This is a genomic window from Methylobacterium frigidaeris, from assembly GCF_022179185.1.
In the GTDB taxonomy this organism is placed as follows: domain Bacteria; phylum Pseudomonadota; class Alphaproteobacteria; order Rhizobiales; family Beijerinckiaceae; genus Methylobacterium; species Methylobacterium frigidaeris.
Genome location: NZ_BPQJ01000008.1, coordinates 33,848 through 58,539, shown reverse-complemented (window position 1 = coordinate 58,539; position 24,692 = coordinate 33,848). Strand labels below are relative to the sequence as shown.

The window sequence follows — 24,692 nt, the reverse complement described above, 5'->3', positions numbered from 1 at the left end:
TCCCGCGACCGATCGACGGGATGCCGGCCGGCTCGGCCGCTCCGTTTCGGGACGGCCGGCATTTCCGCCGCTCGGTTTGCAGTTACAAACCTCCGCCGCGTCCCCCGATGCGAAGCGGCCCGCTCTCGGCTATCGTGGCGGCATGACCGGACGCGCCGATTCCCGCTCCCGCCGCCGCCTCGCGGCCTGCCTCGTCCTCGGCCTCGGCGCCCTCATGCCGGATCCCGGCCTGGCGCAGGGCCTCGCCGGCTTCGGGTACCTGCCCGTCTTCGCCTGGCCCAAGGGCCTTGGTGAGAGGGGCCTCGAGGAGGGACCCGGCGAGGATGGTCGCTGGTCCGGCTCCTATGCCCGGCTGTCGACCGGGTTCGAGGCGGTGTCGTCGCGGCATTTCGGCAGCTATGCCGGGCCGACCATCGGCTTCGAGGGCGGGCGGCTCTGGCAGGAGGGCCGGTTCGTCTACGGCATCGCCGGCGGGTTCGATTACCTCGCGGCGACCTCCGGCGGCCTGACCCCGGGCTTCGGGGGCTTGAGCTACACCCGCGACTTCGCCGGCGCCGTGCAGGTGAAAGTCGGCACGCTCCTGACGCCGGACGTGCTGCTCTACGCCCGGGCCGGCGCGGCGGCTTTGCACGGCACGCTCCGGGCCGGGGCGACGCCGGTCTCAGCCCCGTTCTCGCGCGACGACATCGCGGTCCTGCCGAACGCGCATGTCGGGGTCGAGTGGGCAATCACCGACCGCCTGTCGGTTGCCGTCGAGGCGGGCGTGGTGGGCGGCGGCCTGCGCTGAGCCGGGCACGGCAACCGTCATTCACGCAACTCAACATTTCGCATTGAACCAGAAACGCATTCGGCAACAATTCCATCCAAAAATAAATCTCCCCTGACGTAGATCACCGATCGACAAGCCGGATCACCGGCAAAATCATGGAGATAGGACGCCTCCCGATGGCAGGGAGGCCCGACTCTTCTCCTGCAGGACCGGGTTTTGCTGGGAACCCGGGCCAGGACGCCGCAAAATCGCCTGGTTCGGGCGCGCATCCCTGCTTCAGGAACGGTTCCGCCTGAGCCGTGACCGACGGCATTGGTGGAACGGGGCTGCCGCACCGCACCGTGCCGGCTCGGGCAGACCGACGCCCTCCGGGGTGCCGGCGCATGCATGGGAGATCCGCATGATCCCTGACCGGACGATGCCCGGCGCATCTCCCCAAGACCGGGTTGCCCGACCGGACGGACGCCTGCGCATGGACCGGCGCTGAGGCCTCCGATGCGCCGCGCCATCATCCATATCGGCACCCCGCGCACCGGCACCTCGTCGCTGCAGATGCTGCTGCACATCCGCCGCGACGACCTGCACCGGACAGGCATCCTGTACCCCGCGCTGACGCCGGCCTCCGCCGCCGACCCGCATGTCAGCCACCAGCATCTCGGCGAGACCCTGGACGGGCGCCGGCCGCGGCGCGAGCGGGGCGAGCTGATCGACCGCCTCGACCGGGCGCTCGCCGAGAGCCGGGACGACGTCGTCCTGCTCTCCTACGAGAGCCTGTGCCTGCTGCCGCCCTGGCACCGGGCACCACGCCTCCTCTGCGGCCTGTTCGAGCGCCGGGGCTTCCGGCCCGAGATCCTGATGACGGTGCGCCCGCAAGGAGCCTACCTGCAATCGCAATACACCTGGCGGATCCAGTTCCTGCGCGAGGCGCGGGCCTTCGCGACGGCGTTCGAGGCCGAGCTGCGGGCGCGGCGGTACGATTACTGGCGCGGTCTCAAGGGTTGGGCGCGGGCCGCCGCGGGGCGCGTGCACCTCGTGCCGGTCCAGGACCGGCAATCGCCGGCCCCGCTGATCGAGCGGATCGCGGTCGAGCTCGGGCTCGCCGATCGCCTGCTGCCGCTCCTCACGCCGTCCGACCTCGCCTACCGCACCAACGAGAGCCTCGGGCCGATCGGCGTCGAGGTGTCGCGCCGGTTGCGCGCGGAGGGCGCCGGCGGCACGCAAGGTCTCGCCCGCGCGGTGACCGCCCGCATCGACGCCCTGGCGCACGAGCGCGGCTTCGATGCCGAGCCGTTCCGGGCCCTCGACCCGGCGATGACCGCGCGGGTCGCCGAGGCCTACGACCGGCAGAACGACGCCCTCGCCCGCCGGGTCTGGGGCACCGACTGGAGCACCCGCGTCGCCGAGCCGCCGCCCCGGGAGGTGAACGAGCTGGCGCGGCTCGGTCCCGGCAGCGGGCAGGAGGTCCAGGTCGCGGAGATCCTCGGGGCGATCCGGAGCGAGTTCGGCACGCGGTTCCCGGTCGAAGCGTCGGGCCTGCGCGGCTGCATCGGGGGGGCGGCGTCCCGGCTCGTGCACTTCGCCAGGAGAATCCTGTGACGAGAATCCTGTGACGAAGACCCTGTAAGCGGCGTTCCTACGCCGCCGCCATCCCCCGCCCCGACTGCGCCCGCAGCATCCCGAGCCCGGTCAGGCTCACCACCAGGATCGCCGCCGCGTAGAGGTCGGCCGTCGCCGCGTAGCCGAGGGCGCGGGCGAGGAAGCCGGCGCCGACCGCCGGCAGGCTGAAGGCGAGATAGCTCTGGACGTAGAAGGCGGCGAGCAGGCCGGCGCGCTCGTCGGGCTCGGCGAGGGGCATGAACGTGCCGAGGCAGCCGAGGAAGCTGGCGCCGAAGCCGCAGCCGGTGACCAGGGTCGCGACGATCAGCACCGGCACGCTCGCTGCATGAATGCCGGCGACGACCCCGACGACGCCGAGCGCGGTGGCAAGCACTCCGAAGGTCAGGTTGTCCCGCGGCGGCGCGGCGCGCCGAAGCAGCACCGAGACCGAACCGGCCACCATCAGGGCGGTGACGACGGCCCCGCCGGTGAGCGGCGCGCGGCTGCCGGTGGCCGCCGCAACCACCGAGGGCACCAGCGAGAGGTAGAAGCCGCCCAGCGTCCAGTTGGCGATATTGATCGGCGTCACCAGGGCCAGGGGCCGCCGGATCCGGGGCGGGACGGCCATGCGGGGCTTGAGCGACGCCAGCGCCCCTGGCCGCGTCGCGGCACTCTCGGGGATACGCCAGATCGCCAGCGCCAGCCCGGCGAAGGTGCAGAGCAGGAGGCCGTAGACGAGGTGCAGCGGCAGCGGGGCAACCTGGATCAGCGCGCTGGTGCCGAGCGCGCCCACCGCCATGCCGGCGAGCGGCGCCACCGCGTTGACGATCGGACCGCGGGCGCGGTCGACATCGACGAGGGCGGCGCCCAGAGAGGCGGCGGCGATGCCGGTGGCGAGCCCCTGCACGATCCGGGCGACGACGAGCCAGCCGGGCCCGTTCTCGACGAGGAGGAACAGGCCCATCGCTGCGGCCTCGAGCCACAAAGCCCCGGCGATCACCGGACGGCGCCCGAGATGGTCGGAGAGCGAGCCGGCGACGAGCAGCGCCTTGAGCAGGGCCACCGCGTAGACCGCGAAGACCAGGGTGACGAAGACCGGGGAGAGCGCCAGGGTCTCCTGGTAGATCCGGTAGAGCGGCGTCGGGGCCGCCGCGGCGGCGAAGAACGCCCCGAGCGTCACGGCGTGGACTGCGAGCGGGTCGACCCGCCGGGATCCTTGACCTGTGCGCATCGCTGTGCCCCTAAAGCAAATCCGTTGCGTTAAGGATCTAGCGCCGCGGCGCGCTAAAAGCAAATATTTTGCGTTTGGAGAATCGATGGCGATGGCGGAGAGGGAGGCAGGGCCGCGTCCGGGCGGGCGCAGCGCGCGGGTCCAGGCCTCGGTCCATCGCGCCGCGCGGGACCTCCTCGCCCGGATGGACCGTGCCGCGGTGACGATCCCGCTGATCGCCGCGGAGGCCGGCGTCACGCCCTCGACGATCTACCGGCGCTGGGGCGAGCTGAACGAGCTTCTCGCCGACGTCGCGGTCGAGCGGCTGCGGCCGGACATGGTGCCGGTCGAGACCGGCAGCGGCCGCGGCGACCTCCTCGCCTGGGCCGAGCAGTACGCCGAGGAGATGTCCTCCGGGATCGGCCGCGAGATGATCCGCGACGTGCTCGCCGCCGAGGGCGAGACCGGCCCCCGGCGCTGCTGCAGCTACGCGCGGCAGCAGATTGCCGTCATTGCCGAGCGCGCGGCGGCGCGCGGCGAGGCGTTTCCGGACATCGACACGGTCCTCGACCGGGTCATCGCGCCGATCCTGTTTCGCATCCTGTTCGACGAGGCGCTGGCGACGGAGCGGGTGGGGGGTTTGGTGGAGAATGCATTCACCGCCGCTTGAAATGGCGTCTACTTGATCTGTCCGATGAAACATAGAGCGCACCTCCCCTCTCCGGTGCAGGAGAGGGGCCGGGGGATCGAAGATCCCGCGTGAGGGTGGGACGCTTCAGTGTAAAACTTAAACAGTCGTGCTGCCAGCAAGGCGGTTCAGATCCATTCTGAACCGTAGCACCCTCACCCCTACCCCTCTCCCACACGGGAGAGGAGATCCCGAGCTTTACCTTATCAGATCAGATCAAGCGGAAGCCTCGTCACCCCCAGCCCCCCGCCGCGGCCACATCCGCCCCATCACCTCGTCGCGGCGGACCCACGCGTGCCAGGCGACCGCCAGCAGGTGCAGGCCGAGCACGAGCCCCAAGCCCCATCCGATCCAGTAATGGGCGCCGTAGCCCGCCTGCGACAAAGCCTTGTCGATTGGAACGAGGCGCGGGAAGGAGAACACGCCGAACCACGGCAGACCGTAGCCGCCCGCCGCCGAGTAGACGTAGCCGCTGAGGGGCAAGAGCAGCATCAGGGCGTAGAGCGTCAGGTGCGCCAGCGTCGCGGCGGCGTGCGCGCTACGGGACGGCGGTGCACGGTAGGCCGGCTCGCCGGCGACCAGCCGGTAGACGAAGCGCAGCGGCAGGAGCAGCAGTACCGTCAGGCCGAGCGACTTGTGGATGTCGAGCAGCTCGCGCCGCGGCGAGGTGCCGGGCACCTGCCAGGCGGCGTAGATCCCGAGGCCGAGCGCCGCCACGATCAGGGCCGCCATCAGCCAGTGGAAGCCGCGCTGGACGCGGTCGTAGGTGTAGGTTCGGCCTGGCCGGGACATCGGGCGCGCATCCGTGACGCGGGAGAGTAAGCCCAAGCTTTCGCGGGGGATTGGGACACGAGCGCGGCGGGTTCGTTTCCGGACCGTCGCGGGGCGCGGTTGCAGCGGCGCCCTCCTCGGGACATATCAGGAACACATGAGGCTGCCGGCGCGCGGCCACCTTTCTTCGGAGATCCGCCGCCGATGGCGAAGAACCACCAGACCTTCGCCTGCCAGTCCTGCGGCGCGGTCTACAACCGCTGGCGCGGGCGCTGCGAGGCCTGCAACGGCTGGAACACGATCGTCGAGGAGACCGGTGCGGCAAGCCCCGTCTCCGGGCCGGTCGCGACGAGGCCGAGCCGGGCCCGGGGCCGGATCTTCCCGCTCGAAGGCCTCACCGGCGAGGTCAAGGAGGCGCCACGGACCTCGTCCGGCATCGCCGAGCTCGACCGGGTCACCGGCGGCGGCTTCGTGCGCGGCTCGGTGATCCTCCTCGGCGGTGATCCCGGCATCGGCAAGTCGACGCTGCTGATGCAGGCCTCCGCGGCGCTCGCCAAGCGCGGCGAGCGCGTCGCCTACATCTCGGGCGAGGAGGCGGTCGGCCAGGTGCGCCTGCGGGCCGAGCGGCTCGGCCTGTCGAGCGCGCCGGTGGAACTCGCCGCCGAGACCAATGTCGAGGACATCATCGCCACACTGAGCCAGGGCCGGCCGCCGGCGCTCGCGATCATCGATTCGATCCAGACGATGTGGACCGAGACGGTGGAATCGGCCCCCGGCACGGTGACGCAGGTGCGCGGCTCGGCCCAGAGCCTGATCCGCTTCGCCAAGACCTCGGGCACCGCCGTGATCCTGGTCGGCCACGTCACCAAGGACGGGCAGATCGCCGGACCCCGGGTGGTCGAGCACATGGTCGACGCGGTGGCTTCCTTCGAGGGCGACCAGGGCCACCATTTCCGCATCCTGCGCGCGGTGAAGAACCGCTTCGGTCCCACCGACGAGATCGGGGTGTTCGAGATGACCGACGGCGGCCTGTCCGAGGTGCCGAACCCCTCGGCCCTGTTCCTCGCCGGGCGCGACCTCGCGGCGCCGGGCACCGCGGTCTTCGCCGGGATGGAGGGCACGCGGCCCCTCCTCGTCGAGATCCAGGCCCTGGTGGCGCCCTCGGCGCTCGGCATGCCGCGGCGCGCCGTGGTCGGCTGGGACCCCAACCGCCTCTCGATGGTGCTGGCGGTGCTGGAGGCCCATGGCGGCATCCGGCTGGGCGGCCACGACGTCTATCTCAACGTCGCGGGGGGCCTGCGCATCAGCGAGCCCGCCGCCGACCTTGCGGTGGCGGCGGCCCTGGTCTCCTCGCTCTCGGGCGCTGCTCTGCCGTCGGACGCGGTGTATTTCGGCGAGGTCGGCCTGTCGGGGGCGATCCGCCCGGTGGCGCAGGCCCCGGCGCGGCTGAAGGAGGCGCAGAAGCTCGGCTTCGCCAAGGCCTTGATGCCGCAGGGCCGGGAGGGAGCGGGCCGCGACGGGTCCGAGAAGGGCTTTCCGGCGGAGAGCCTTCGCCACATCGCCGACCTGGTGGCGGGGGTCGCCGCCAGCGGCAAGCCGGTCCGGGGCGGGCGGCGCCCGCAGCAGCGGATGCCAGCCTACGACGATGAGGACATCTGAGAGGGCCTGCCTGTCAGCCCGAGGGTGACGGATCGTGTCCGGCAGCGTATACAACCCCGGCGGTCAGGGCAGCCGCGACCCCGAGGCAACGCTACAAGCCCCCGAACCGTTCCTGCCGATGCCGTTCTCCGTTCTCGATCTCGTCGTGCTGGGTGTCGTCGTCATCTCCGCGCTGCTCGCGGCGGTGCGGGGCTTCACCCGCGAGGTGCTGGCGATCGTGGCCTGGGTCGCGGCGGCCGGCCTCGCCTGGTACCTGCACCCGCTGCTCCTGCCGACCGTCAAGCAGCACGTCTCCAGCGACACCGTCTCGCTGGTGGTCTCGATCGCCGCGATCTTCCTCGTCACCCTGCTGGTGGTCTCGGTGATCACCGTGAAGATCTCGGACCTGATCCTCGATTCGCGCATCGGCGCGGTCGATCGCAGCCTCGGCCTCGCCTTCGGGGCGGCCCGCGGCTTCCTGATCTGCGTCATCGGCTGGGTGTTCCTCGCCTGGCTGGTACAGGGCAAGGTGCCGGACTGGGCCCAGCAGGCCCGCAGCCGCGAGATCCTGGAGAATAGCGGCCAGAAGCTCGTGGCGATGCTGCCGGACAACCCGGAGGGCCTGCTCAAGCAGTTCCGCAAGCCCAAGCCCGAGACCGATCCCGGCACCGACGCGCCGGCGGAGGCCGATGCCCCGCCCCAGCGCCGCACGGATGCCAGCCCGCGCCGCTGACGCGGCCCGTTCAATCACCCGACCGATGCAAGGGCGCCCGACCGGCGCCCTTTGCATGTGAGGTACGCCGCGCAGCACACGTTTGACGCCTTGGTTCCGTCGACAGCAGCGATTACATAGCCGGCGCGAGGCGAAATTTCGGGCCTGAGCGGCCTGGAACCTGCTTCGCTCAGGCGAATCAGGCCCGCGCGCGGATAGTCGGCGCGCGGGGTCGGCGAGGCGAGGCCGTGCGGTGACCGGCCACCAGGGGCTTCTCATCATGTCAGCACGCAGCGAAACCTTCCGGGGTGCCCCCGGGGCGAGCGAGGCGTTCGGCGGCGATCTCGACCTCGACGGCGACACCCTGCGCGAGGAATGCGGCGTCTTCGGTATCTACGGCCATCCGGACGCTGCCGCGATCGTGGCGCTCGGCCTCCACGCCCTGCAGCATCGCGGCCAGGAGGCGGCCGGCATCGTGTCGTTCGACGGCCGGGTCTTCCACTCCGAGCGCCGCATGGGCCTCGTCGGCGATTCGTTCTCCGACCTCGCCACGATCGAGCGCCTGAAGGGCCAGGCCGCGATCGGCCACGTGCGCTACTCGACCACCGGCGAGACGATCCTGCGCAACGTGCAGCCGCTCTTCGCCGAGCTCGAGACCGGCGGCCTCGCGGTCGCCCATAACGGCAACCTGACCAACGGCCTGCTGCTGCGCCGCCAGCTCGTGCGCGACGGCGCCATCTGCCAATCGACCTCCGACACCGAGGCGATCCTCCACCTCGTCGCCCGCTCGCGCCACGTGCGCATCGTCGACCGGGTGATGGACGCGCTGCGCCAGATCGAGGGCGCCTACGCGCTCGTGATGATGACGAACAAGAAGCTGATCGGCGCCCGCGATCCCCTCGGCATCCGCCCGCTGGTGCTCGGCGAGCTCGACGGCCGCTACATCCTGGCCTCCGAGACCTGCGCCCTCGACATCATCGGCGCCCGCTTCGTGCGCGACGTCGAGAACGGCGAGATGGTGGTGATCTCGGACGACGGCATCGAGTCGATCCGCTTCGCCCGGGCGCAAGCCGTGCGGCCCTGCATCTTCGAGTACATCTACTTCGCCCGGCCCGACTCGGTCGTGAACGGCAAGAACGTCTACACCGTGCGCAAGAACATCGGCGTCGAGTTGGCGAAGGAATCGCCGGCCGAGGCCGACATCGTCATCCCGGTGCCGGATTCCGGCGTGCCGGCGGCGCTCGGCTACGCCCAGCAGACCGGGCTGCCCTACGAGCTCGGGATCATCCGCAACCACTATGTCGGCCGCACCTTCATCCAGCCGACCCAGTCGGTGCGCGAGCTCGGCGTGCGGATGAAGCACTCGGCCAACCGCGCCGCGGTCGCGGGCAAGCGCATCGTGCTCGTCGACGACAGCCTGGTCCGCGGCACCACCTCGGTGAAGATCGTCCGGATGATGCGCGAGGCCGGCGCGAGCGAGGTGCATTTCCGCATCGCCTCGCCGCCGATCACCCATCCCGACTTCTACGGCATCGACACGCCGGAGAAGGAGAAGCTGCTCGCCGCCACCCACGACCTCGAGAGCATGCGTCAGTATATCGGCGCCGATTCGCTCGCCTTCCTGTCGATCGGTGGGCTCTACCGGGCGATGGGCGAGGAGAGCCGCGACGCGGCCTGCCCGCAATACACCGACCACTGCTTCACCGGCGACTATCCCACACCGCTGACCGACCTCGCGGTCGCCTCGCCGCGCCGGATGGCGATCCTCGCCGAGGCCGACTGACCCCGAGGCCGACCGACCCATGTCCGACACTCCCCTCCCCGGCACCCCCCCCTCTGGCAAGCCCCTGGCGAACCGCATCGCCGTGGTCACCGGGGCCTCGCGCGGCATCGGCCGCGCGGCGTCCCTGGCGCTCGCCGAGGCCGGCGCCCACGTGATCGCGGTCGCCCGCACGCAGGGCGCGCTGGAAGAGCTCGACGACGCCGTGCGGAATGCGGGCGGCTCCGCCACCCTCGTCCCGCTCGACCTCTGCGACTACGACGCCATCGACCGCCTCGGCGCCGCCATCCACGAGCGCTGGGGCAGGCTCGACGCGCTTGTCGGCAATGCCGGCGTGCTCGGCAAGCTGATGCCGCTCGGCCATATCGACCCGAAGGTCTGGTCGAACGTGATGGACGTCAACGTCACGGCGAACTGGCGCCTGATCCGCTCCCTCGACCCGCTGCTGCGGCGCTCGGATGCGGGCCGGGCAGTGTTCGTCACCTCGGGCGCTGCCTCGTCGTGCCGGGCCTATTGGGGACCCTACGCGGTGTCGAAGGCGGCGCTCGAGGCGCTGGTGCGCACCTATGCGGCCGAGACCGCGACCACGCCGGTGCGCGCGATGCTGCTCAATCCCGGCCCCCTGCGCACCGCGATGCGCAAGGCCGCGATGCCGGGCGAGGATCCCGACACCCTGCGTACGCCGGAGGACCTGGCGCCCCACATCGTCCGCCTCGCGAGCCCGGACTGGACCGAGAGCGGCGCGATCTACGACTTCCCGACCGACCGTGTCCTGACGCCGCAGAAGCCAGCCTGATACGCTGTCCGGAAGAGATCGTCCGGCCAGACCTCGGGGATAGGACAGCATATCACCCGCCCGTGCGGTGGAGCCAACGGCTCCACACGCCCGAGCGACGCCGATTTCCGCATCGTGAGAGCGATGGCCTGAAGCGATCGCTCGGAAATCGGTCGAGCGGGGCAGAATCGCGGCGTGGTCCGCCGCAACCCGCATCGATGCTTCATCATCGAGCAGGCGTCCTCTCTCGATACGGGAGAGGGGACGCGCGACGGCTCAGTCGATTACCTGACAAGGACGGATCTCGACGTCGCCCGGCCGCCCCCCGGGAAGCCGTGGAGCGCGGCGCGCGCCCCCGCTTCGGCCCGAATACTTGTTTTATGTCTTTCCAGTATTTCGCGACACGAAAATGAGCATTTAACGCTCATCTACATCGGTACGTCGAACCGATGTGCCAGTGTTGATGTTTTTCGTCTCTAAAGGTTCTCACTTAAGACTGTTTTAGTGTCCGCTTCGGCAAGAAGGACGGACGGGCATACTCGCCCCCAGGTCCCCAGGGCAAAACCGATGAAGGAACGGACAGCCGCACCCGCAAGCACCGACGTGCTGTACCGTCTCCTCGTCCAACGGGCGGCCGACTACGCGATCTACATGCTCGATCCGAACGGCGTGGTGGTGAGCTGGAATGCCGGGGCGGCGCGGCTCAAGCAGTACGCCGCCGCCGAGATCGTGGGTGAGCACTTCTCGTGCTTCTACGGTCCGGAGGACCGGGCGGCGGGCCTGCCCGAGGCCGGCCTGCGCCAGGCCCGCGAGACCGGGCAGTCCGAGGCCGAGGGCTGGCGCTTCCGTCGCGACGGCACCTCGTTCTGGGCCGACGTCGTCATCGACGCGATCCGGGACGATGACGGCCGCCTCATCGGTTTCTCCAAGATCACCCGAGACCGCACCGACCGGCAGCGCCTGCTCCAGCAGCACCGCGAGGAGGAGCGCCGGTTTCGCCTCCTCGTGCAGGGCGTGAGCGATTACGCGCTCTACATGCTCGACCCGGCTGGGATCGTAGTGAACTGGAATTCCGGGGCTGAGCGAGCCAGCCAATACACGGCTGCCGAGATCGTCGGCAAGCACTTTTCATGCTTCTACGGTCCGGAGGACCGGGCGGCGGGCCTGCCGGAGGCCGGCCTGCGCCAGGCTCGCGAGACCGGGCGGTTCGAGGCCGAGGGCTGGCGCTTCCGCCGCGACGGCACCTCGTTCTGGGCCGACGTCGTCGTCGATGCCATCCGGGACGACGACGGCGCCCTCCTCGGCTTCGCCAAGATCACCCGCGATCGGACGGAGAAGCGCGCGCAGGAACTCCGGGTCGTCGAGGCCAAGGAGGCCGCCGAGCGACACCGCGACGAGCACGCCGCCGCCTCGGCCTTCCTCGACAGCGTGATCGCCACCATGCCGTCGAGCGTCGTCGTCCAGGATGCGGCGACGGGGCTGATCCGGCTCGCCAACCTGCAGGCCGAGCTGCTGCTCTGCCGCTGCGCCGGCGAGCTGGTCGGCCGGCCGGCGGCGGGGGTGCTGCCGACGGCCCTCGCGGCGATGATGAACGCCGCCCTCGCGGCGCCCGGCGGTCCGGCTTCCGCCACCACCGTCGAGGCGCCGGTCGAGACAGCGTGGGGGCCGCGCATGCTCCGGATGCGCGCCCTGGCGATCGGCGGACGGGGTGAGCAGCCCCTCTTCGGCCTGCTCATCGCCGAGGACATCAGCGACGAGCACGCCGCGAGCCTGCGGATCCACCATCTCGCCCATCACGACGGGCTGACCGGCCTGCCGAACCGCGAGGACTTCCGCCAACGGCTCGGCGAGGCGCTGGCGGTCGATGCCGCCCACGCCGACGCCACCATGGGACAGAGTACGGCGGTGCTCTGCATCGATCTCGACGACTTCAAGTGCATCAACGACACCCTCGGCCACCCGGTCGGCGACCACCTGCTGCGCGTCCTCGCCAAGCGTCTCCAGGACAGCCTGCGCCCGGGCGACACCCTGGCACGCCTCGGCGGTGACGAGTTCGCGGTCGTCGCCTCGGTCGCCGGGGCGGGCGCCGAGGCGACCGCCCTGGCAGACCGGCTGATCGAGACGGCGCGCCAGCCGGTCGAGATCGACGGGCACCGGATCGAGATCGGCCTCAGCATCGGGATCGCCCTCGCGCCGGAGAATGCCGACACCGCCGACGAGCTCCTGCGCTGCGGCGACCTCGCGCTCTACGAGGCCAAGCGCAACGGCCGCGGCCGGCACGCCCGCTTCCACAGCGCGCTCGAAGCCTCAGCCCGCTACCGGCGCCTGATCGAGACCGACCTGCGCGGGGCGATCGCCCGGCGCGAGCTCGGCCTGCACTACCAGCCGATCGTGCGGGCGGAGGACGGCGAGACCATCGGGTACGAGGCGCTCCTGCGCTGGCGGCACCCGACGCGGGGCCCGATCTCACCCCTCGACTTCGTCCCGATCGCCGAGGAGACCGGGCTGATCCACGAGATCGGCGCCTTCGTGCTGCAGGAGGCCTGCCGGGAGGCGAGCCGCTGGGCGAGCGGCTGCAGCGTCGCCGTCAACCTGTCGCCGGTGCAGTTCCGCAGCACGGCGCTCGCCGCCCAGGTGGCCTCGGCGCTCGCCGCCTCCGGCCTGCCTGCCGGCCGGCTCGAGCTGGAAATCACCGAATCGGTGCTGCTCGACGCCTCGACCAACAACCTCGCGCTGCTGGGGCAGCTGAAGCAGCTCGGCGTCCGGATCGCGCTCGACGATTTCGGCACCGGCTATTCCAGCTTGAGCTATTTGTGCGCGTTCCGGTTCGACAAGATCAAGATCGACCGTTCGTTCGTGCGCGAGATCTGCGACAGCCGCGAGGCCGTGGCGGTGGTGCGGGCGATCACCGGGCTCAGCCGGAGCCTCGGCATTGCCACTACCGCGGAGGGCGTCGAGACTCCCGAGCAGGCCGCCTGCCTGCGCCGGGAGGGCTGTACCCAGCTCCAGGGCTACCTCTACGGCAAGCCGATGCCGGCGAGCGCGCTGCCGGAGGGCCGGGAGACAATCGTGGAAGCGGCAATCATGGCAACGAACGAGGCCCTGCTCTCTGGCACGTGAGCCCGGCCTTCGGCCGGCTGGCCCTCGGCCGGGCGGGCGGGCTATCACTCGGCCGCGGCCCCTTGGACGCGGACCGGAGGAAATCGAGCCGATGATCGACGTGCGGGCGATGTGCGCCATCGGGCAGCGGGGCCAGCTCGGCCTCCACGGGCGGCTGCCCTGGGAGGGCAATACCGACCCGCTCTACGTCGAGGACGTGACGCGCTTCTTCGCCGTGACGCAGGGCCACGTGCTGATCGCCGGGCCGAAGACCATCGAGGCGGTGCCGGACTTCGCCTATCGGGACCGTACGATCGCGATCATCCGCTCGCACGAGGACCCGCGGGCGGTGCTGGCGCGCTATCCCGGCCGGCGCATCTATGTCGGCGGCGGCATCGCGGTCTGGAACGTCTACGCGCCGTTCATCCAGCAATGGGACATCACCCGCCTGCCCTATGACGGCGAGGCGGATCGCTGGTTCGATCCGGCCTGGCTGGTGGGGCGGGGGCGGGACTGAAGCCCGACCAGCCGTCAAGGCCGACCAGACATCCCGCGATACGATCCCCGCTCGATCTATCCCGGAACAATGGAGCGCGGGATCCCGTCTCCCGTGTGGGAGAGGGGAGACGCGCGCTACCCTGACTTCGAACGGATCAAGCGGAAATCGTGTGAAACCGCCGCACCTTCGAACGGACGCGTTCGAAGGTGCCAGGCAAGCCCGACCGGGCGCCGGCGCTGATGCGCCGGTCGCCGTCGCATCGACATGGCTATGCGACGGCGCGAGGGCATGAGATCAACCCTCCGATCCGGAGCAGTCGCGGAGCGATCACGGCACGAAGGCAGCGACGTCGCCGCGGGCGCGCAGATGCGCCCTCTCACCCGTGAACGCGAGATAGAGCCGTTCATGGCCCATGAACGACGACGAGGTGGCCCGGGTCCAGTACTCCAGCGCCCAGGCCAGCAAGTCGCTCTGATCGCTCGGGGTCATGCCGCGCCGCAGGCCTCGCGCGAGCAGGCCGGCCCGGCACTCGTCCCACGGGATGTCGAGCCAGATCAGCCTGGTCGCGCGCACCAGAGCAACCTCGGCGAGCCAGCCGTAGACGCCCTCGATGATCCACGCGTCGCTCGCCGCGATCGCGGCGACGCGCGCCTTGGCATCGGCTTCGTCGCGCTTGCGTCCGTCGGGATGCCAGTGAACGAGATCGAGGTCGTAGACCGGCCGTTGCAGGGTCTGCCCCAGGCGCTCGGCCAGCGTGCTCTTGCCCGAGCCGCTGTTGCCGATGATGACCCAACGGGCGGGGAGAGGAGGAAACATCGTCTCACCTTCGCACTGCCACGGTCCGGTTTCCACACCGGGCAGTCCGCCGCCGGGTCGAACCGATCGGGCTTCGGCCCGAGCCCCCCGCGCGGGCGACATTCAGGGCGTTGCGTGTGCGACGCTGGCGGCGAAGTCGCGGTAGGAGCGCAAGGGGCGGCCGAGCATCGCGGTCAGGCGCTCGCGGTCGCCCGCCTCCGGGATCATCCCGTCGGTCTGGAAGCGCTCGCTCATCAGGCGCATGTCGAAGGCCATCCAGGGCGGCATGAAGCGCCGCAGGCTCTGCTCGAACGCGGCCGCGTCGTCGCCCCCATAGGCAATCGGGCGGCCCAGCACCTCCGACCAGATCGCAGCGACGTCCGGCCCGGTCAGGGTCTCGGGCCCGACGAGGTTGAGGCGCACGAGCGGTGCGGCGGTCTGCTCGCGCCGGATCAGCTCCAGGGCCGCGATCTCGCCAATGTCGCGCGCGTCGACCATCGCCAGCCCCTTGTGGCCGAGCGGCATCGGGTAGACGCCGTGCTGGCGCACCACGTCGGTGACCGTCCGGTCGTTGTCGATGAAGTAGGCCGGGCGCAGGATGGTGGCCTCGAACCCCATCCCCTCGAGCATGCGCTCGACACCGAACTTGGCCGCGAAATGCGGCACGTTCACGGAGAGGTCGCTGTGGATCACCGACAGGTAGACCACCCGCGCGATTCCCGCCTCGCGGGCGAGGTTGAGGGCGATCAGGCTCTGGGTGAATTCGTCGGGCACCACCGCGTTGAGCAGGAACAGGGTGGAGACGCCCGAGAGCGCGCCGCGTAGCGCGTCGACGTCGAGGAGGTCGCCCTTGGCGACCGCGACGCCCGCCGGGAGATCCGCCTTGGCGGGATCGCGGACGAGGGCGCGCAGATCGGCGCCGCGCTGCGCGAGCTGCTGGACCACGTGGCGGCCGATCGTGCCGGTGGCGCCGGTAACGAGGATCGTCATGGGATGGCTCCGGATTGGTCGTTGAACACACAAGCAGAATGAGTGATCCAGGATCGTGCCGATAGACGTCCGAGCGGGACGTTCCGTCTCGTGAGTGGAACGGCCTCTTGGATGGAACGGATGGACCTGCTCGCGCTCGCCGATTTCACCCTCGTCGCCCGCCACGGCGGGTTCGGGCGCGCCGCCCGCGCCACGGGCCGGCCGAAGGCGACCCTGTCGCGCCGGGTCGCCGAGCTGGAAGCCGATTTGAGCTTGCGCCTGTTCGAGCGCGGCGCGCGGGTGCTGACGCTGACGGAGGAGGGACGGGCGCTCCATGAGCGGGCCGGCGCCCTGCTGACCGAGCTCGACGAGACCGCAGCGGCGATCGCCGCGGGCGCGGCCCGCGCCCGGGGCCGGCTCCGGATCAGCGCGCCGCTGCTGTTCTCGCAGATCGCCATGGGCAAGGTGGCGGCGGATTTCGCGCTGAAGTGCCCGCAGGTCCGCCTCGCGGTGACGACGGAGGACCGGGCCGTCGACATGGTCGAGGAGGGCTACGACCTGGTGATCCGGGTCAACCCGGATCCGGACGAGGGCCTGGTCGGGCGGGTCTTCCTGCGCGACCGGATGGTGGTGGTAGCGAGTCCCGGCCTCGCGCGCCCGGCGGAGGGGGGATGGGCTCCGGCGGTGGTGCGGACGGCGCAGGATCGGATGGGGGAGAACCGGGTGGTCTGGACCCTGGCGGGCGGGGCGAGCCTCGCCGTCCTGCCGGTGCTGGCCCTGTCCTCCCTCGTGATGATCCGCGACGCGGTCCGCACCGGTGTTGGCGCCGCGCGCCTGCCGGTCTCCCTCGTCGCCCCCGACCTCGCCGCCGGCCGGCTGGTCTCCTGGGGCGTCGTGGCGGGATCGGACATCGCCCTGTGGGCGCTCTACCCATCGCGGCGGCTCCTCAGCGCCCGGGTCTCGGCCTTCCTCGAGCACCTGAGGGAGACCTTTCCGACGGGGGAGCCGGAGGAACTGGCGGCCTACGTGGCGGGATGAGGCCCACGCCCGGGATTGATCGGGGAGAGGAGAAGCCGGGGCCGGTGTCGCCGCGGATGCGTCCCCGGCCCCCACGACCATCGGCCCAGCCGGCAAAGCTTTCTCGGGCCTGCGAGATTCGGCCTGCCGCCCGGTCATTGGCGGTCGCCAAGGAGAAACGAACGCGGTAGATTCGTCCGCAACCAGTCAAAACGGGGGTGTTCAGGCGATGGGCGAATCCACCGACCGGTTCAAGCGCGCGCCGAAGCGCAAGACCGCGCAGGCGCGCACGCTCACGGTGTCGGCCGAGGCCAAGGCGGCCTACGAGAAGCTGATCCGCGAGAAGGAGGAGCGCGAAGCTTATGCCCGCAACCTCCCCGCCGACCAGAAGCCGCGCTGATCCTCGTTCAGCCTCACGCGCCCTTGTCGAACGGGTTCTTCGAGGTCCGGAGCGACAGGCGGATCGGCACGCCCGGCAGGTCGAAGGCCTCGCGCAGGCTGTTGACGAGGTAGCGGGTGTAGGATTTCGGCAGCGCGTCGAGCTGGTTGCCGAACAGCGCGAAATGCGGCGGGCGCGACTTCACCTGCGTGGCGTAGCGGATCTTGATCCGCCGGCCGGACACCGCCGGGGGCGGGTTGGCCTGCGTCGCCTCGCTCAGCCACTGGTTGATCTTCGCCGTCGAGACGCGGCGGTTCCACACCTCGGCGGTCGAGACCACGGCGTGCATCAGCCGGTCGATGCCTTCGCCGGCGAGGCCCGAGAGCGGCACCACCGCCGCACCCCGCACCTGCGGCAGCAGGCGGGTCGCCTTCTCCTTGAGCTCCTTGAGGAGCCCCGGCTGGTCGGCGACGAGGTCCCACTTGTTGAGGCCGATGACGAGGGCGCGTCCCTCCGACTCGACGAGGTCGACGATGGTCAGGTCCTGCTTCTCGAACGGGATCGTGGCGTCGAGGAGCACCACCACGATCTCGGCGAAGCGCACGGCGCGCAACCCGTCCGAGACCGCGAGCTTCTCCAGCTTGTCGTCGATCCGGGCGCGGCGGCGCATGCCGGCGGTGTCGTGCAGCTTGATCCGCCGGCCGCGCCACTCCCAGTCGAGCGAGATCGAATCGCGGGTGATGCCGGCCTCGGGGCCGACGAGCAGCCTGTCCTCGCCGAGCATCCGGTTGATGAGGGTCGACTTGCCGGCATTGGGCCTGCCGACGATCGCGACCTTGAGGGGCTTGCCCTCTCGCCCTTCCTCGTCGTCCTCGTCGTCGGGCTCCGGCAGCACCGCCTCGAGGGCGTCGAGGAGGTCGCCCATGCCCTCGCCGTGCTCGGCCGAGAGCGGGACGGGATCGCCGAGACCCAGCGCGAAGGCCTCGTAGGCGCCGGCCATGCCGGCCCCGCCCTCGGCCTTGTTGGCGAGCAGGATCACCGGCTTGTCGGCCCGGCGGACCAGCTCGGCGAAGGGCTGGTCCGCCGGCAGCAGGCCGGCGCGGGCATCGATCACGAACAGGACCGCGTCGGCCTCCGCGATGGCGGCCTCGGTCTGGGCGCGCATGCGGCCGGCGAGCGAATCGGCCTCGGCCTCCTCCAGCCCGGCGGTGTCGAGGATGCGGAAGCGCAGGTGGCCGAGGCGCACCTCGCCCTCGCGCCGGTCGCGGGTCACACCCGGCCGGTCGTCGACCAGGGCAAGCTTCTTGCCGACGAGGCGGTTGAACAGCGTCGACTTGCCGACGTTGGGACGCCCGACGATCGCGACGATGGGCATCGACATGGAGGTCTTCCTGAAAATAGCAGCGGGCGGGCACGCCGCGAGGCGCGCCGCCCTCCTAGACGATGATGCGGGACGAAAGGGTCCCGCGCTACGGGATTTCTAGCGCGTCGCCTCAGGGGCCGGAGCCTCGGGGGCCGGGGCTTCCTCGTGGGTGTCGGGGTCGGGCGCGGGCACGGGCGTCCCGAGGAGGGTCGGCGGCGGCGGCGCGGCGGGCGCCGGGGCCGCCGCCTCGGTCACCTGCACGGGACCGCCGGCTACCAGGCCGACATAGATCTCGAGCCGCTGGCGCAGGCCGGCGGGGGTCTCGCGGTCGGCGGCGATCTGGTCGAACCAGCGGCCGGCGCCCTCGACGTCGCCCTTCCTGAGCGCCACGAGGCCCAGCATCTCGCGGGCGGTGTGGCGGAAGGCGCTCGACGGGGCGGCGAGGCTCTGGAGGGTATTGAGCGCGCCGGCATCGTCCTTGTCGACGAGGAGCAGCGCCCCGCGCAGGCGGGCGAGGTCGCGCAGCGACTGGCCGATGGCGGTGTCGTCGGCGATCGCCGCGTAGGCCTTGGCACCGGCGGCCGGGTCGGCCTTGCCGGCCTCCGCCGCGGCGCGCAGGCGCGCCAGCAGGCGGTAGCCGAACGGCGCGTCGGCGGCGACGCCCGCGAAGGCCTTCTCGGCATCCTCCGGCGTGCCGCCCTTGGCGCGGCGCAGGGCCTCCTCGAAGCGCAGGCTCGCCGCCTCGGCCTGCTGTCCTTGCGCGTGCTGCCAGTAGCGCCAGCCGCCGACACCCAGCACCACCAGCACCGCGAGACCGATGAACACGCCGCTGTAGCGCGACCAGATCTGGGCCAGGCGGTCGCGCCGGTACTCGTCGTTGACCTCGCGGATGAACTCGTTCTCGCTCATGATCTCTGGGCTCGCCGCCACCAAGGACCTGGTGGGCTCTTCGCCGCGACCGCGCGACAGGGCCGGTCGCGTAGCACAGTCCCGGCGGGAAGTCAGGCCTGCCCGGCGGGAAGTCAGGCCTGCCCGGCGGGAAGTCAGGCCTGGCCCGGCCAGACCGCGACGCCGATGAGCCAGGGATGCAGCACCCGGGCGAACACGAACCACGCCGCGACGCCGATCACCACGGCGAGCGCGTCGTTGCGCCAGCCCGCGGGCGCCGCCGCCGGCCCGCCATGCGGCTTCACCTCGTCCCGGCGCTTGGCGCTGATGCGGGCCATCACCGCCCAGGCCAGGATCGCCCCGAACAGGATGATCGAGCCGAGGTCGCCGTTGGCCAGCAGATGGGCGGTCGCCCAGATCTTCACGCCGAGCAGCATCGGATGCTTGAGCCGCGCCTTGATCCGTCCCGGCAGATAGGCGGCGACGAAGCAGATGAAGGCGAGAAGCACGAGCAGCAGGGCGAGATGGCGGGTCCAGACCGGCGGCGACCAGATCTCGAGATAGCCGTTCGCCCGGTACTGACCGTAACCGATCGAGAGGACGACGAGACCGAGGAGCGAGGCCACGGAGTAGCCGATCTTGTAGGGCCCCTCCCCCACCCGCTCGATCAGCGCGGCGCGGGGGCCGCGGGCCATCGTGAAGGCATGGGTGCCGAGGAACAGCACGAGGCCGACGATCAGGAGCAGCATCGGAGAAAAACCTTCCGGGACGGCGGCCGGCTCGAGCGAGAGCCGAAAGCAAGCCTCAAGCAATCTGGCGCAGCCTCGGACGACGAGTCCAGGGATGCCGCATGCTCCATCGCCTCCTCTTCGCGTGTCTCTGCGTCGCGGCCGTGACGGTCCTGCCGGCCGCGGCGGAACCGCCGCTCTCGGCCCTGACGCTGGTCGGCCCGGCCCACACGGTGTTCAAGGCGGGACGCGACGCCTGCGACGGCCACGACGTGCCGGACGCTCCCGCCCGGGCCCTGCGCGAGGCCGATGGCGGGATCGCGCTGTTCGGCATGCATTACCGCAACCGGGCGCTGCGCGGCCGCGACTTCGACACCCTGAAGCTCGATTGCCGGATCGTGCTCGACTCGGCCTTCAAGCCGGAGCCCGAGGCCTTCGACGACCGCACCTGGATCACCGCGACCTGGACCGAGGACGGCACGCGGGTCGAGGCGCTGCTGCACGAGGAGTACCACGCCGACGACCACGGCCGCTGCCGCACCAAGGGCACGCTGGCCTGCTGGTACAACGCCGTGCTCGCCGCCCGCTCGACCGACGGCGGGCGCAGCTTCACCCGCACGACGCCGCCGACGGTGATCGCGGCGCCGCCCTTCCGCCAGGAGGTCGAGCAGGGCCGCCACCGCGGCTTCTTCAACCCCTCGAACATCGTCGCCGACGGCCGCTACCGCTACTTCTACGCCTCGACCACCGGCTGGACCGGCCAGCCCTTCGGCGTCTGCCTGTTCCGCAGCGACGACGTCACCGAACCCGACCGCTGGCGCGCCTTCGACGGCAAGGGCTTCACGGCCCGCTTCCCCAATCCCTACCTGAAGGGTGCGAAACCCGTCGGCGCTTGCGCCCCGGTGGCGCCGTTCCCCGCCCCGGTCGGCTCGGTGAACCGCCACCGCGGCACCGGCGCCTGGATCGCGGTGTTCCAGGCCGCCGCCGGCGGCGTGTTCCCGCGATCCGGGATCTACTGGAGCACGTCGCGCGACCTCCTCTCCTGGGACGCGCCGCGCCTCCTGATCGCCGGATCCACCCTCTACGACGATCCCTGCAAAGCCGGTGGCGAGCTCGTCAGCTATCCCTCCCTGATCGATCCCACTGCGCCCGGCCGCAACTTCGACACCGTCGGCGACACGGCGACGCTCTACTACGTCACGCTCAAGACGAAGGGCTGCGAGGTCACCTCCGACCGCGACCTCGTGCGGCGGCCGGTGGCGATCAAGGTCTGGCCGTGAGCGCCCTGGCCTTCCGGCTCACGCAGCGTCACAATGCCGTTGGGGAAGCGCGGGAGGAACGGCGATGCGGTGGCGTGCCCTGGCACTCGTGGCAGCCGTCTTGATGACGGGCGCCGGCCCCTCGCGAGCGATGAGCCTGTCGGAGAGCGGCGACCGGGTGATGCTGGCCGGCTCCATCGTGCCGGGCGACGGCGAGGCCTTCGCCCGCTTCCTCGCCGGGCCGCACGCCCAGCCGCTGCGGGTCGTCTACCTCGACAGCGGCGGCGGCAAGGTGCTGGAGGGCATCGCCATCGGCCGGGCGATCCGCCGCGCCGGCCTCGTTACGGCGGTGGACGCCCATGCGGCGCGGTGCGACAGCGCCTGCACGCTGATCTTCGCCGGCGGCGTGCGGCGCTACTACGTCCACGGCGATGACGTCTACGAGGGGATGTCGGGCCGCTCCGGCCTCGGCTTCCACACCGCGCACCGCCCAGGCAACCGGGTCGAGGCCAGCACGCTGAACGAGCGCGGCACCGACGCCATGCGCCGGTTCTACGGCGAGATGGGCCAGCCCGGCGCCGCGACGCTCGTCGACAAGGCGGCGTTCAACACGCTCTACCGGCCTTCGGGCAGCACCGCGCTCAGCCTCGGCATCGCGACGAGCTTGCAGGCGCCTTGAGCGGCGGCGCTACCGCGCAGCCTCGCTCGGAGATCGCGTAGTCCGGCGATCGGCGATTGCTGGCCTCGACGAGGGCTCCGGAGGGTTCGGAGCGTGTTCGATCGCCGGGATTATCCTTCTTCCCACCCACGACCTCATCCTGAGGTCGTGGGTGGGAAAAGGGAGATTCGGTCCTTCTTCCCTCACCCCCGCCAGGTGAGCAGGTAGGCTCCCACCGCCACCAGCCCGACCCCGAGCCAGTTCACCCCCGACAGGCGCTCGCCGAGCAGCGTCGCGCCGAACACGGCCACCAGCACGATCGACAGCTAGTTGAGGGTCGCGACCTGCGCCGCCCCGCCGATCTTGAGGGCGCGGAAGTAGCAAGCCCAGGAGCCGGCGGTGGCGAGGCCCGAGAGGCTTAAGTAGCCGAGGTTGCGCCCGGTCAGGCTGCGCAGGGCCTGCCATTGGCCGGTGGCGAGGCAGAGCGCCCCGAGGGCGAGCAGGATCACGATCGAGCGCATGAAGGCGACGGCGTCCGATTCCGCCCCGGCGCTGCCGGCCCGGGCCAGCACCGCCGTGAGTGCGGTGAACACCGCCGAGACCAGCGCCCAGACCTGCCAGGACATCCCACACCCCCTCGTTCCCGCCACGTGCGGCATCATGAATGATCGGCATGCGCGAATGCCGACAATGCGTTTCACTGGCGCACCGCCCTGCTCCAGCTTCCCGCATCACGGTCCGACCGGGCCTGACGGATGGCGACCGGCTCAAGGCCGGCGCGATGGGGGACGCACCATGGACCAGACGCGGCGGCTGTTTCTGGGAACGGCGGCGCTCGGCGCCAGCGTGATGGCGACGGGCGCGAAGGCGCTGGAGCACGACCACGGCAATCCGGGCGATGGCGGCTTCGGCCGCCAGGCGGTCTCGCTGCCACCGGGGGCGAAGGTCGCCTACCACGATCCCCAGGATGTCGGAGCGATGCCCGACTTCCGCTTCTCCCTCGACGGCAACCGGCCGAAGGTGACCTCCGGCGGCTGGGCCAAGGAGGCGACGGTGCACCAGTTCCCCATCAGCAAGGGGATCGCGGGCGTGCATATGTTCCTCGAGCCCGGCGCCTCGCGCGAGCTGCACTGGCACGCCATCGCGGCCGAGTGGGCCTACGTCATCGACGGGCGCTGCCAGACCGTGGTGCTCGATCCGTCGGGTGCGAGCGAGATCAACAACTACGAGCCCGGCGACCTCTGGTACTTCCCGAAAGGCCACGGCCACTCGATCCAGACCATCGGCGATAAGCCGTGCCACTTCATCCTGTCCTTCGACAACGGCGCCTTCTCGGAGCACGGCACGTTCTCGATCACCGACTGGATCGACGTGACGCCGAAGGACATGCTGGCGCTGGATTTCGGCCTGCCGAAGGACGCCTTCGACGCCTTCCCGAAGGGCGAGGCCTACATCCAGGCCGGTCCGGTGGTGCCGGTCTCCGACGCCCTCGACGCGCCCTGGCCGAAGGAATCGACCCACAAGTTCCGCCTGCTCAAGGACCCGCGCGCGGTGCGCGAGTTCGAGGGTGGCACCTTCCGCCTCGCCACGGTCGACGAGTGGCCGATTCAGAAGACGATGTCGGGCGGCGTGATGACGATCAAGCCGGGGCAGATGCGCAAGCTGCACTGGAACGTCAACGCCAACGAGTGGCACTACTACCTGAAGGGCAAGGGTCAGGTGGCCCTGTTCGGCTCGGGCGGGCGCGGCAAGGTGGCCGAGTTCAACCCCGGCGACGTCGCCTACATCCCGATGGGCTTCGGCCACGCGATCAAGAACATCGGCGACGAAGACCTCGAGATCGTCCAGACCTGGGACAACGGCAAGTTCGAGGAGATCGACCTCGATAACTGGATCAAGTCGAGCCCGCGCTACCTGTTATCGAACAACTTTGCGGGCGTGCCGGGTGACATGATTACGAAGCTGAAGCGGGCATAAAGAAGGCCATCCGGACCCGCGCGTGAACCCTCCACCCCTGCGGGGGAGGGTTGACCCGTAGCGCCCCGCCTGGTCCTCACCGCCCTCGTCCGCTACAACCCGCGCCCGTGAATTGGGACGCGTTCGACTTCAAGCTCCTCATCGTGTTCGACGCGATCATGCGCGAGCGCCACGTGACGCGCGCCGGCGAGCGGCTGGGCCTGAGCCAGTCGGCGGTGAGCCACGCGCTGCAGCGCCTGCGCCGGGCGCTCGGTGACGAATTGTTCGTGCGCGGGCCCGAGGGCATGAGCCCGACGCCCCGCGCCCTCGACCTCGCCGAGCCGGTGCGCCGCGCGCTGGCCGAGATCGAGGGGGCTCTGCACCAGGACCGGTTCGACCCGGCCTCGTCCAGCGCGAGCTTCCGCCTCGTCCTCAACAACACCGCCGCCGTTGTCCTGGCCGCGCCGATCGCCGAGTGGATCGGCCGCCGGGCGCCGTCCCTGAGCCTGCACATGAGCCCGAGCGGCACCGTGAGGGTCGACGACCTCCTGGATCGCGGCGACATCGACCTCGCGATCGTCGGCGCCGGGCGGGTCGAGGGCGAGCGCTTCGGCACCACCACGCTCATCCGGGACGGGTTCGCGGTCGTCGCGCGGCGCGGACATCCGGCCCTGGCCTCGCCTCTCACCTACGAGCGTCTCGCGGCGCTGTCGCACCTGGTGGTCTCCTCGACCGGCGACGATGTCGGCTTCCTCGACGCGATCTTAGGGAGACGGGGACTGCCGCCGCGGCGCGTCGCGATGGCGGCGCCGTTCCTGTCGGCGGCGCCGATCCTCTCCCGCTCCGACCTGGTGGCGGTGATGGCCGAGCGGATCGCCCGCACCTTGGCGACGGTGCACCCGGTCGCCTGCGCGGCCTTGCCGGCGGATCCGGACCTGCCGGTCACCCGCTCGGTCCTGGTCTGGGCCCGGCGGGTCGAGCGCCAATCCGATCATGCCTGGCTGCGCCAGCAGGTCGCCGAGTGTGCCCGCAGCCTCGCGGCCGAGGCGTAAGATATAACACGTGATACATCGCGCCCCACTCTATCGGCGGTAACCGAAAATTTATCGAACTGCTCGCATCAGTTGTGCACCTGAACAGGTG

General features: G+C 70.9%; 22 protein-coding genes and 1 pseudogene. 15 read left to right on the top strand and 8 right to left on the bottom strand.

Features of this window, described 5'->3' with window-relative positions:
- Positions 1-142: 142 nt before the first annotated feature.
- Entirely contained in the window at positions 143-787 is a 645-nt protein-coding gene (locus MFF64_RS10715) for an outer membrane protein (RefSeq protein ID WP_238190741.1), read from the top strand.
- Positions 788-1,264: 477 nt separating this feature from the next.
- Positions 1,265-2,365, top strand: coding sequence for a hypothetical protein (locus MFF64_RS10710; RefSeq protein WP_099901831.1), 1,101 nt, complete (start codon positions 1,265-1,267; stop codon positions 2,363-2,365).
- Between the two features lie 37 nt (positions 2,366-2,402).
- Here the strand turns inward: MFF64_RS10710 and MFF64_RS10705 are convergent, their stop codons facing one another.
- A complete protein-coding gene (locus MFF64_RS10705; RefSeq protein ID WP_238190740.1) occupies positions 2,403-3,596 on the bottom strand; it encodes an MFS transporter in 1,194 nt (397 codons plus the stop codon).
- Between the two features lie 91 nt (positions 3,597-3,687).
- Between MFF64_RS10705 and MFF64_RS10700 the strand changes: the two genes are divergently transcribed.
- Positions 3,688-4,245: a TetR/AcrR family transcriptional regulator gene (locus MFF64_RS10700; protein ID WP_238190739.1), complete on the top strand. Its 558-nt coding sequence runs from the start codon at positions 3,688-3,690 to the stop codon at positions 4,243-4,245.
- Between the two features lie 234 nt (positions 4,246-4,479).
- Here the strand turns inward: MFF64_RS10700 and MFF64_RS10695 are convergent, their stop codons facing one another.
- The gene (locus tag MFF64_RS10695; protein ID WP_099902327.1) at positions 4,480-5,055 is read right to left on the bottom strand and encodes a cytochrome b; all 576 of its coding nucleotides are present in this window, start codon (positions 5,053-5,055) and stop codon (positions 4,480-4,482) included.
- Positions 5,056-5,238: 183 nt separating this feature from the next.
- On the opposite strand from MFF64_RS10695, the gene radA reads away from it, so the two are divergent.
- The 6 genes from radA to MFF64_RS10665 all read left to right on the top strand — a co-directional run bounded on the left by radA (position 5,239) and on the right by MFF64_RS10665 (position 13,555).
- The gene (gene radA / locus MFF64_RS10690) at positions 5,239-6,693 is read left to right on the top strand and encodes a DNA repair protein RadA (protein ID WP_238190738.1); all 1,455 of its coding nucleotides are present in this window, start codon (positions 5,239-5,241) and stop codon (positions 6,691-6,693) included.
- Between the two features lie 118 nt (positions 6,694-6,811).
- Complete coding sequence (locus MFF64_RS10685; protein WP_099904125.1) at positions 6,812-7,405, top strand: CvpA family protein; 594 nt, start codon at positions 6,812-6,814, stop codon at positions 7,403-7,405.
- Between the two features lie 259 nt (positions 7,406-7,664).
- Positions 7,665-9,167 carry an amidophosphoribosyltransferase gene (gene purF, locus MFF64_RS10680; protein WP_099904127.1) on the top strand — a complete coding sequence of 501 codons (1,503 nt, stop codon included), beginning with the start codon at positions 7,665-7,667 and terminating at the stop codon, positions 9,165-9,167.
- A 19-nt stretch (positions 9,168-9,186) separates the two neighbouring features.
- On the top strand, positions 9,187-9,960 hold the full coding sequence (locus tag MFF64_RS10675; protein ID WP_099904123.1) for an SDR family NAD(P)-dependent oxidoreductase: 774 nt from the start codon (positions 9,187-9,189) through the stop codon (positions 9,958-9,960).
- Positions 9,961-10,542: 582 nt separating this feature from the next.
- The gene (locus tag MFF64_RS10670; RefSeq protein ID WP_238190737.1) at positions 10,543-13,059 is read left to right on the top strand and encodes a sensor domain-containing protein; all 2,517 of its coding nucleotides are present in this window, start codon (positions 10,543-10,545) and stop codon (positions 13,057-13,059) included.
- A gap of 91 nt (positions 13,060-13,150) precedes the next feature.
- Positions 13,151-13,555 (top strand): dihydrofolate reductase family protein, encoded by a 405-nt coding sequence (locus tag MFF64_RS10665; protein ID WP_099907956.1) that lies wholly within the window; start codon positions 13,151-13,153, stop codon positions 13,553-13,555.
- A gap of 309 nt (positions 13,556-13,864) precedes the next feature.
- Here MFF64_RS10665 and MFF64_RS10660 read toward each other — a convergent pair whose 3' ends face one another.
- On the bottom strand, positions 13,865-14,353 hold the full coding sequence (locus MFF64_RS10660) for a P-loop NTPase family protein (RefSeq protein WP_099907955.1): 489 nt from the start codon (positions 14,351-14,353) through the stop codon (positions 13,865-13,867).
- A gap of 102 nt (positions 14,354-14,455) precedes the next feature.
- Positions 14,456-15,322: an SDR family oxidoreductase gene (locus MFF64_RS10655; RefSeq protein ID WP_099907953.1), complete on the bottom strand. Its 867-nt coding sequence runs from the start codon at positions 15,320-15,322 to the stop codon at positions 14,456-14,458.
- Positions 15,323-15,442: 120 nt separating this feature from the next.
- Between MFF64_RS10655 and MFF64_RS10650 the strand changes: the two genes are divergently transcribed.
- Complete coding sequence (locus MFF64_RS10650; RefSeq protein ID WP_099907951.1) at positions 15,443-16,339, top strand: LysR family transcriptional regulator; 897 nt, start codon at positions 15,443-15,445, stop codon at positions 16,337-16,339.
- A 208-nt stretch (positions 16,340-16,547) separates the two neighbouring features.
- Positions 16,548-16,718 carry a hypothetical protein gene (locus MFF64_RS10645; protein WP_165795868.1) on the top strand — a complete coding sequence of 57 codons (171 nt, stop codon included), beginning with the start codon at positions 16,548-16,550 and terminating at the stop codon, positions 16,716-16,718.
- 13 nt (positions 16,719-16,731) lie between these two features.
- Here MFF64_RS10645 and der read toward each other — a convergent pair whose 3' ends face one another.
- From der to MFF64_RS10630, 3 genes are all read right to left on the bottom strand, one after another.
- The gene (gene der, locus MFF64_RS10640) at positions 16,732-18,078 is read right to left on the bottom strand and encodes a ribosome biogenesis GTPase Der (RefSeq protein ID WP_099907949.1); all 1,347 of its coding nucleotides are present in this window, start codon (positions 18,076-18,078) and stop codon (positions 16,732-16,734) included.
- Positions 18,079-18,177: 99 nt separating this feature from the next.
- A complete protein-coding gene (locus MFF64_RS10635; protein WP_165795869.1) occupies positions 18,178-18,972 on the bottom strand; it encodes a tetratricopeptide repeat protein in 795 nt (264 codons plus the stop codon).
- A gap of 131 nt (positions 18,973-19,103) precedes the next feature.
- The gene (locus MFF64_RS10630) at positions 19,104-19,697 is read right to left on the bottom strand and encodes an NnrU family protein (protein ID WP_099907945.1); all 594 of its coding nucleotides are present in this window, start codon (positions 19,695-19,697) and stop codon (positions 19,104-19,106) included.
- A gap of 101 nt (positions 19,698-19,798) precedes the next feature.
- Here MFF64_RS10630 and MFF64_RS10625 point away from each other — a divergent pair, with 101 nt between their 5' ends.
- Positions 19,799-20,956, top strand: coding sequence for a glycoside hydrolase family 183 protein (locus tag MFF64_RS10625; protein ID WP_099907943.1), 1,158 nt, complete (start codon positions 19,799-19,801; stop codon positions 20,954-20,956).
- A 64-nt stretch (positions 20,957-21,020) separates the two neighbouring features.
- Positions 21,021-21,614, top strand: coding sequence for a COG3904 family protein (locus MFF64_RS10620; protein ID WP_099907941.1), 594 nt, complete (start codon positions 21,021-21,023; stop codon positions 21,612-21,614).
- Between the two features lie 182 nt (positions 21,615-21,796).
- On the opposite strand, the pseudogene MFF64_RS10615 reads toward MFF64_RS10620, so the two are convergent.
- A pseudogene (locus tag MFF64_RS10615) lies at positions 21,797-22,219 on the bottom strand (EamA family transporter).
- A 169-nt stretch (positions 22,220-22,388) separates the two neighbouring features.
- On the opposite strand from MFF64_RS10615, the gene MFF64_RS10610 reads away from it, so the two are divergent.
- Positions 22,389-23,570, top strand: a complete 1,182-nt coding sequence (locus tag MFF64_RS10610) for a cupin domain-containing protein (RefSeq protein ID WP_238190735.1) — start codon at positions 22,389-22,391, stop codon at positions 23,568-23,570.
- A gap of 107 nt (positions 23,571-23,677) precedes the next feature.
- Entirely contained in the window at positions 23,678-24,601 is a 924-nt protein-coding gene (locus MFF64_RS10605; RefSeq protein WP_099901833.1) for a LysR family transcriptional regulator, read from the top strand.
- Positions 24,602-24,692: the final 91 nt, after the last annotated feature.

Coding starts and splice junctions, on each gene's coding strand:
- MFF64_RS10695 (WP_099902327.1), bottom strand. CDS start 5,055: ATGTCCCGGCCAGGCCGAACCTACACCTACGACCGCGTCCAGCGCGGC.
- radA (WP_238190738.1), top strand. CDS start 5,239: ATGGCGAAGAACCACCAGACCTTCGCCTGCCAGTCCTGCGGCGCGGTC.
- MFF64_RS10710 (WP_099901831.1), top strand. CDS start 1,265: ATGCGCCGCGCCATCATCCATATCGGCACCCCGCGCACCGGCACCTCG.
- MFF64_RS10715 (WP_238190741.1), top strand. CDS start 143: ATGACCGGACGCGCCGATTCCCGCTCCCGCCGCCGCCTCGCGGCCTGC.
- MFF64_RS10675 (WP_099904123.1), top strand. CDS start 9,187: ATGTCCGACACTCCCCTCCCCGGCACCCCCCCCTCTGGCAAGCCCCTG.
- MFF64_RS10685 (WP_099904125.1), top strand. CDS start 6,812: ATGCCGTTCTCCGTTCTCGATCTCGTCGTGCTGGGTGTCGTCGTCATC.
- der (WP_099907949.1), bottom strand. CDS start 18,078: ATGTCGATGCCCATCGTCGCGATCGTCGGGCGTCCCAACGTCGGCAAG.
- MFF64_RS10645 (WP_165795868.1), top strand. CDS start 16,548: ATGGGCGAATCCACCGACCGGTTCAAGCGCGCGCCGAAGCGCAAGACC.
- MFF64_RS10700 (WP_238190739.1), top strand. CDS start 3,688: ATGGCGGAGAGGGAGGCAGGGCCGCGTCCGGGCGGGCGCAGCGCGCGG.
- purF (WP_099904127.1), top strand. CDS start 7,665: ATGTCAGCACGCAGCGAAACCTTCCGGGGTGCCCCCGGGGCGAGCGAG.
- MFF64_RS10705 (WP_238190740.1), bottom strand. CDS start 3,596: ATGCGCACAGGTCAAGGATCCCGGCGGGTCGACCCGCTCGCAGTCCAC.
- MFF64_RS10660 (WP_099907955.1), bottom strand. CDS start 14,353: ATGTTTCCTCCTCTCCCCGCCCGTTGGGTCATCATCGGCAACAGCGGC.
- MFF64_RS10625 (WP_099907943.1), top strand. CDS start 19,799: ATGCTCCATCGCCTCCTCTTCGCGTGTCTCTGCGTCGCGGCCGTGACG.
- MFF64_RS10620 (WP_099907941.1), top strand. CDS start 21,021: ATGCGGTGGCGTGCCCTGGCACTCGTGGCAGCCGTCTTGATGACGGGC.
- MFF64_RS10650 (WP_099907951.1), top strand. CDS start 15,443: ATGGACCTGCTCGCGCTCGCCGATTTCACCCTCGTCGCCCGCCACGGC.
- MFF64_RS10665 (WP_099907956.1), top strand. CDS start 13,151: ATGATCGACGTGCGGGCGATGTGCGCCATCGGGCAGCGGGGCCAGCTC.
- MFF64_RS10655 (WP_099907953.1), bottom strand. CDS start 15,322: ATGACGATCCTCGTTACCGGCGCCACCGGCACGATCGGCCGCCACGTG.
- MFF64_RS10610 (WP_238190735.1), top strand. CDS start 22,389: ATGGACCAGACGCGGCGGCTGTTTCTGGGAACGGCGGCGCTCGGCGCC.
- MFF64_RS10630 (WP_099907945.1), bottom strand. CDS start 19,697: ATGCTGCTCCTGATCGTCGGCCTCGTGCTGTTCCTCGGCACCCATGCC.